Origin of the sequence: Elstera sp., assembly GCF_044372965.1 — a bacterium.
In the GTDB taxonomy this organism is placed as follows: Bacteria; Pseudomonadota; Alphaproteobacteria; order Elsterales; family Elsteraceae; genus Elstera.
In genome coordinates this window covers 26,230-33,234 of record NZ_JBILQX010000021.1, presented here as the reverse complement: position 1 = coordinate 33,234, position 7,005 = coordinate 26,230, and the positions used below count along the sequence as shown (strand labels likewise).

Here is a 7,005-nt window from a genome sequence, read left to right as displayed (position 1 = left end):
TGCGGGCAGCCCGAGCAGAAAGTGGGTACGCGCGCAATTTCGGTTTTCAGGCCGCCAAGCTGCTTTTCCTTGGCTTCGAGGAAAGCGAGGCGCTGGGTGATCCGGTCGCTCTGGTAGAAGCGGCCGATGCGTTTGGCAATCACGCGGGCGATGCGGGCCGGGGTGAGTTCGTCGGGGGAGGGGAGAATCCAATTCTTCTCCTCATCGAACTTGCCGATCACGCGCGGGCGCACGTCTTCGCGCCAATTGTAAAGCTGTTCCTTGAGTTGGTTTTCGATGACGGCGCGTTTTTCTTCGACGACGAGGATTTCCTCCAAGCCTTCGGCGAAATGCCGCGCGCCTTCGCGCTCCAGCGGCCAACTCATGCCGACCTTATACACGCGCAAGCCGATTTCGGCGGCCTGGGCGTCGTCGATGCCAAGGTCTTCAAGCGCTTGGCGGACATCGAGGTAGGATTTGCCGGTGGTGACGATGCCGAAGCGCGGCTTGGGGCTGTCGATCATAATTTGATCGAGCTTATTGGCGCGGGCGAAGGCCAGCGCCGCATAGAGCTTATGTTTATGCAGCCGCATTTCCTGCACCAGCGGCTTATCGGGCCAACGGATGTGCAACCCATCGGCGGGCATATCGAAATCGGTGGGGATAATCGGCAGGGCGCGCAGGGGATCGACATAGACCGAGGCGGAACTATCGACCGATTCGGCAATCGTCTTCATGCTGATCCACAGGCCGGAATAGCGGCTCATCGCCCAGCCCAGCATACCGTAATCGAGAATTTCCTGAACGCCCGCCGGGTTTAGCACCGGGATTGAGGCGTCCATAAAGGCATATTCGGACTGATGCGGCAGGGTGGAGGATTTGCAGGTGTGATCGTCCCCCGCCAGCACCAGAACGCCGCCGTGTTTGGCGGTTCCGGCGGCATTGGCGTGCTTGAACACGTCGCCCGACCGGTCCACCCCCGGCCCCTTGCCGTACCACATGGCAAACACGCCATCGACCGTGGCATCCGGGAACAGGTTCACCTGCTGGGAGCCCCACACGGCGGTGGCCGCAAGGTCTTCGTTCAGCCCCGGCTGAAAATTAATGTCGCTTTTCTTCAGGAACTTCCGCGCGTCCCACAGGGCCTTATCGAAGCCCCCGAGCGGCGAGCCGCGATAGCCGGAGATAAAGCCGCCGGTATTGAGCCCCGCCGCCCGGTCGCGCGCGCGCTGCATCATCGGCAGGCGCACCAGGGCTTGCGTGCCGGTCAGGAAAATCCGGCCCTCGAGAGCGGTATATTTATCGTCCAAGCTGACGGACAAAAGCGCCTCTGCGCTCGATTGTGCCGGGAGTCCCATCGTCCGCTTCCCTTCCTGTGAATGTCCTAGCCTGTGGCTTGGGTTTTTTTATTTCTTTAACTGTAGGCACGCCTGGGCAGCAGGACAATCGGCTGTTTTGAGGGGTCATAAAAAAGCAATGAAGCATCGCGCTGGCCGCGCTTCCCATGCGCATTCGGCATTTCAGGCCAGTGATTTTGTCCTAAAAAAACCTGACGTTGACGTAAGCGGAAATTGTGGTTTCCCGCAGGTTGGGGCAAAGCGTCGCAGCGGCAGCTTGCGCCGCCTTGCGCCTCGCCTTTAAGCTCTTCCCATCAGACCGGAAGCAATCCGGCAAGCATTCGTAAACGCAGGGAGAAACGATAATGCGGTTAGCGACAAAGCTTATGGGGGCGGCGGTCGCCCTCTCGATGGGGATGGCGGTTTCGGGCGCGGCCCAGGCCCAGACTTTCGTAAACGTTCTGACGGGCGGCACCTCGGGCGTTTATTACCCGCTGGGTGTGGCCCTCTCGCAGATCTACGGCAAGAACATCGCCGGATCGAAAACCTCGGTGCAGGCAACGAAAGCCTCGGTCGAAAACCTCAATCTGCTCGAAGCGGGTAAGGGCGAAATCGGCTTCACTTTGGGCGACGCGCTCTCCCAGGCTTGGACCGGCGTTGCTGACGCAGGCTATCCGAAGCCGCTGCAAAAGCTGCGCGGCGTCGCGGGCATCTATCCGAATTATATTCAGATCATCGCCGCCAATTCCTCGGGCATCAAAAGCTTGGCCGATCTGAAGGGCAAGCGCATTTCGGTCGGCGCGCCCAAATCGGGCACCGAGTTGAATGCGCGGGCGATTCTGGCGGCGGCGGGGCTGACCTATGCCGATTTCGCCAAGGTCGAATATCTCGCCTTCGGTGAATCGGTCGATCTGATGAAAAATCGTCAGTTGGATGCGACCTTGCAGTCGGCGGGCCTCGGCGTCGCCTCGATCAAGGATCTCGCCACCTCGGTCGATATTACGGTCGTGCCGGTTCCGGCGGAAGTGGTGGCGAAAATTGGCGATGCGGCCTATCAGCCCAGCCTGATTCCGGCGGGCACCTACAAGGGCCAAGACGCGCCGATGCCGACCGCCGCCATCAATAACTTCCTCGTCACCCATAGTGGCGTTTCGGACGATGTGGCCTATGGCATGACCAAAAACCTATTCGAGAATTTGGACGGGATGGTCTCGGCCCACGCCGCCGCCAAGGACATTAAGCTCGAAAAAGCCCTGGCGGGCATGCCGGTGCCGCTGCATCCGGGCGCTGAAAAATACTACCGCGAAAAAGGCTTGGTGAAATAAGGCCCAAGGCGTCGAGGCCGGGGACGGGCAACCGTTCCCGGCGATTCCCCCTATCCGTTTCCTTGGCATCGGTGAGACCCCTATGACGAAACCGCCCACCGAAGCTTTCTCGGCTCCGCCGCTGACCGAAGCTCCCCTGGCCGATCCCGAAAACCCCGCCGCCCATTTGAAGCTCGATGGTTTGCCGGGAAAAATCGTTTGGGCGGCGGCGATTATCTTCGCCCTTTGGCAGATTTATACGGCGGCCTTTAGCCCGGTTTCGTCCATTGTTGTGCGGTCGCTGCACGTCGGCGGGTTGCTGTTCCTTACCTTCGCGCTGTTCCGCTTTCGGCCGTCGAAAACGGGGCACGCCGGGCCGCCCCTATGGGATTGGGGCCTGGGGCTGCTGGCGCTCGCCATCGGCTTCTATCAATGGGTGTTCGAAGGTGAGCTTATTCAGCGCGCGGGCGATCCGAACCAGATGGATCTGATCGTCGGCGTGCTCGCGTTGATTTTGCTGGTCGAAGGCTCCCGCCGCATTATGGGATGGGCGCTGCCCATCCTGTGCGTGATCTTCATTCCCTATGCCATTTGGGGCCGCTCTTTGCCCGAACCGCTGCTGCATCGCGGGTTCGACTGGGTGCAGGTGATCGATACGCTCTCCTTCGGCACCGAAGGGATTTACGGCACGCCGACAGCGGTGTCGGCCACCTTCATTTTCCTCTTCATCCTGTTCGGCGCGTTCTTGGAAAAAGCCGGGATGATCGGGCTGTTCAACGATGTGGCGCTGGGCACGGTCGGCCATACCAAGGGCGGCCCGGCGAAGGTAGCGGTGATTTCCTCCGGGCTGATGGGCACGATCAACGGGTCGGGCGTCGCCAATGTTCTGACGACGGGGCAGTTCACCATTCCGCTGATGATCCGCTTCGGCTATCGCCCGGCCTTTGCCGGGGCGGTGGAGGCGACGGCCAGCATGGGCGGGCAGATCATGCCGCCGGTGATGGGCGCGGTCGCCTTCATTATGGCCGAGCGCTTGGAACTGCCTTATTCCGAAATCGCCCTCGCGGCAATTATCCCAGCCCTGCTGTATTACCTATCGGCGTTTTGGATGGTGCATCTGGAAGCCGGGAAATTCGGACTGAAAGGACTTCCGGCCGACCAACGCCCCGCTGTTTTCGCCTCGCTCAAGCGCAATTGGCACCTGATTCTGCCGTTGGCGGCGCTGGTGTATATGCTGTTTTCCGGCTTCACACCGCTGTTTGCCGGGGTTGTTGGCCTGGGGCTGACGATTGTGCTGATTCTCGGCGGGGCCAGTTTCGGGAAAATCGGTGGTCTGCCCGTGCGGGCGGTGGCGTGGATTTCGCTGGGGGCGGCTTTGGGCTCGCTGGTCGCCTTCGACGCGCTGTCGGTGGCGGCAACGCTCATGCTGGGCGTTGCCGGGCTGGTTCTGCTCTGCGCGGCGATGAAAGGCTGGGAAACGCTGCGCTTGCTGCTCGATGGGTTGGCGGATGGGGCGAAATCCGCCTTGGGCGTCGGCGTTGCCTGCGCGCTGGTCGGCATTCTCATCGGTATTATGACCCTGACCGGGCTCGCCACCACGGTTGCCGGGATGATCCTTGATCTGGCAGGCGATAATCTTGCTATCGCGCTGTTATTGACGATGGTGGTCTGCCTTGTGCTGGGTACGGGCCTGCCGACGATTCCGAATTACATCATCACCTCCTCCATCGCCGCGCCGGTGCTGGAGAAAATGGGCGTGCCGCCCCTCATCTCCCATATGTTCTGCTTCTACTTCGGCATTATGGCCGACCTTACCCCGCCCGTCGCTCTGGCGGCGCTGGCGGCGCAGTCGATTGCCAAGGCCGGACATATGGAAATTGGCTGGATCGCAACGCGCATCGGGGCGGCGGGGTACGTCGTGCCGTTCATGGCCGTCTACGCGCCGGAACTGATGCTACAAGGCACGAATGTAACGCCGCTCGCGGTGGGCTATATCGTGCTGAAAGCCGTGCTGGCGATTCTTCTGTGGGGCGGCGCTGCGACCGGCTGGCTGCTGGGGCGGTTGGGCGTGCTGGAGCGCTGTATCGCCACGGCCTGCGCGATTCTGCTGGTCGCAGCCCTGCCGATTACGGACGAGCTGGGCTTTGCGGGCGCGCTGGCCTTCTTCCTCTGGCACCGCTGGCAGGTGAAGCGGCGGCCCGAGTTGACCCGCATTCAAACGGCGTGAGCGCTTTCTGCCTGCTCACGCTCACGGGGGCCTTGCTGTGGCGCAGCGAGGCCCCGCACCTCACGTTGCGCTGGACCCATTCGGTCGAAAAAACCACTTGGGAAGAAGTCTGGCAGCGCGACGGGGCGGGGCTGCTGCTCACCGAAGCCCGCATTGAAGGCAGCGGCGCAGGCATGGAGCCACCGCCCGACGCGCGCAAAGAGGGGCGTTTTTGGGTGTGGTCGCCGATGCGCCTAGTGGCGGAGGTCACGCTTGCCCAGTCGGGCGCGGCGGGGGAGTGGGCACTGTGCCCTGAGGCCAGTGTGTGTATTCACCCTCACGAGTCGGCGCGCTTCACCGTCTGCGCGGAATGATCTGACCTTACGAAGGTTTCATGTGCTGGTCAGAATCTTATGAGGTTATGCGCGCTAAAGTTGCTTCCCGAGGGAGGGAAGCATGCGCCCCACAAAAATCTACTCGGTCCTTTTAGGCCTGATGCTTGTGGCGCTTGCGGGGTGCCAATCCCGCCCCAAGCCGGCCTTCTTAGACTATACTCAATTGGACGATGTTCAACGACAGGCGATCGAAAACTATTATGCACCGGAGGCGGTTAAGGCGCGGGAAGAAGAGAAGCAAGGGCGGCAGCGCCAATGGGGCAATCAGTTCACGCTGCAGGCCAAACGGGAAGCAGAGGTTCCGCCGCCGCAGTTTCAGTACAATACCCTGGAGGGCGAGGCGGACCGAAATCGCGCAGAGCGCAAAAGCAATGATGGCTGTAATTGCCGCGTCAAACCCTTTAAAGCCTTGAAGCGCGGCTTTGGGCTCTAACCTTCCAGCCCCGTGTTACCGCGATTTCATCTGGCCGTCAGCCCGCCGTTAGCCGCCGCGCCTTATTCTGGCCCGAATTGCACCGAGGGGGCTGGAATGGTAGGGAAATTCATTGTTTTCGGATGTTTGGCGCTCGTGCTGAGCGGCTGCGTTTCGACCGGATCGGGGCGCGGGTATTCATCGAACTATTATTCACGGCACGATGGCTATTCACGCGGCTACAGCTACCGCGAGACCTACTATGATCGGCACTATTACGACGACGACCGCCGCTCGGAGCGTGAGAAGAAATGTGGCTGCCGGATTAAGCCGTTCAAGGCCTTGAAGCGCGCCTTCGGGCTTTAGAGGTTACGCCCCCGGCAGTTGCGTCGCTACCGGCCCGATCCAGGAGAGCAGGCGCGTCATCACGGCTTTAATGGCGTAGAACTCGGCGCTGCGCTCTAGGCGGATTTCATTCATATAAAGCGCGCGGTTAAGTTCGATTTGCAGCGCGTGGCGGCCCTGGCGCGGGCGGCCGTGGTGGCGGGTGATGAAGCCCCCCGCGAACGGCTCGTTCAGCACCACCCGAAAGCCCTCGCGGGTGAAGAAGGCCGCAACTTCCGCCGTCAGGCTGCGCTCGCAGCTCGTGCCGTGACAGTCACCAAGAATAATATCGGCGCGCATCCGGCCCGCGTCTTTTTCCACGGAACTTCCCACCGAGGGCATCGAGTGGCAGTCGAGCAGCAGCACGCGGCGAAAGCGGCTGAGTGTGTCGTTCACGAGCCCATCCAGCGCGGCATGGTAGGGGCGGTAGAGCCGCCGCACCCGGTCTTCTGCTTCGGCGAAGGTGAGGGGCGCGCGGTATATTTCCGCCCCGGTCGCCACCATGCGGGCAATCGTGCCGTAACCCGCCGCGACGCGCGCGCTGGCGGCATTGACGAAATCGGGTAGGGGCTCGCCGAACATCTTCGGGTCAAGCTCATAGGGCTCGCGGTTCACGTCGATATAAACGCGCGGGAACAGGGCTTTCAGCAGCGGCGCGCCGAAATCGGGGGCCGCCGAGACGAGATCATCGACGAAACTATCCTCAGAGCGCCGCAAACTCAGCGGGTCGAGCAACGAGTCGCGCACAAAATCATTGGGATAATGGGTGCCGCTGTGGGGCGAGGAGACGACGAGCGCCGCCGTCTGCGTCGCGGGCCGCCGGACGGATAAAATCGTCTCCAAACTTGCCCCCGCCGGGGTGGGGGCTTTCGGCGGAGGGGGAAAAGGGCTCAGCGCGCTCATCTTAAAAAAATGAGCTAATTTCGCCGTCTTGTCATCTCCCTCCATGCGCGATTCAACCGCAGGCCCAATGATTCTTACTTTCCGG

The 7,005-nt window shown here is 61.5% G+C and carries 6 protein-coding genes and 1 pseudogene; 5 read left to right on the top strand and 2 right to left on the bottom strand.

The features are described 5' to 3' along the window. Positions 1–1,337, bottom strand: a pseudogene (locus ACIQ36_RS04965) (indolepyruvate ferredoxin oxidoreductase family protein); the annotation flags it as partial. Positions 1,338–1,681: 344 nt separating this feature from the next. Here ACIQ36_RS04965 and ACIQ36_RS04960 point away from each other — a divergent pair. From ACIQ36_RS04960 to ACIQ36_RS04940, 5 genes are all read left to right on the top strand, one after another. Next, positions 1,682–2,641: a TAXI family TRAP transporter solute-binding subunit gene (locus ACIQ36_RS04960; RefSeq protein ID WP_395826504.1), complete on the top strand. Its 960-nt coding sequence runs from the start codon at positions 1,682–1,684 to the stop codon at positions 2,639–2,641. A gap of 82 nt (positions 2,642–2,723) precedes the next feature. Further along, positions 2,724–4,847, top strand: coding sequence for a TRAP transporter permease (locus ACIQ36_RS04955; protein ID WP_395826502.1), 2,124 nt, complete (start codon positions 2,724–2,726; stop codon positions 4,845–4,847). Beyond that, complete coding sequence (locus ACIQ36_RS04950; RefSeq protein ID WP_395826500.1) at positions 4,844–5,200, top strand: DUF1850 domain-containing protein; 357 nt, start codon at positions 4,844–4,846, stop codon at positions 5,198–5,200. Before ACIQ36_RS04955 ends, ACIQ36_RS04950 begins: the two co-directional genes overlap by 4 nt. Before the next feature lie 82 nt (positions 5,201–5,282). Continuing rightward, positions 5,283–5,654 carry a hypothetical protein gene (locus ACIQ36_RS04945; protein WP_395826498.1) on the top strand — a complete coding sequence of 124 codons (372 nt, stop codon included), beginning with the start codon at positions 5,283–5,285 and terminating at the stop codon, positions 5,652–5,654. Positions 5,655–5,750: 96 nt separating this feature from the next. Continuing rightward, entirely contained in the window at positions 5,751–5,999 is a 249-nt protein-coding gene (locus ACIQ36_RS04940) for a hypothetical protein (protein ID WP_395826496.1), read from the top strand. A gap of 3 nt (positions 6,000–6,002) precedes the next feature. Here the strand turns inward: ACIQ36_RS04940 and ACIQ36_RS04935 are convergent, their stop codons facing one another. Then, positions 6,003–6,860, bottom strand: a complete 858-nt coding sequence (locus tag ACIQ36_RS04935) for an N-formylglutamate amidohydrolase (protein ID WP_395826494.1) — start codon at positions 6,858–6,860, stop codon at positions 6,003–6,005. Positions 6,861–7,005: the final 145 nt, after the last annotated feature.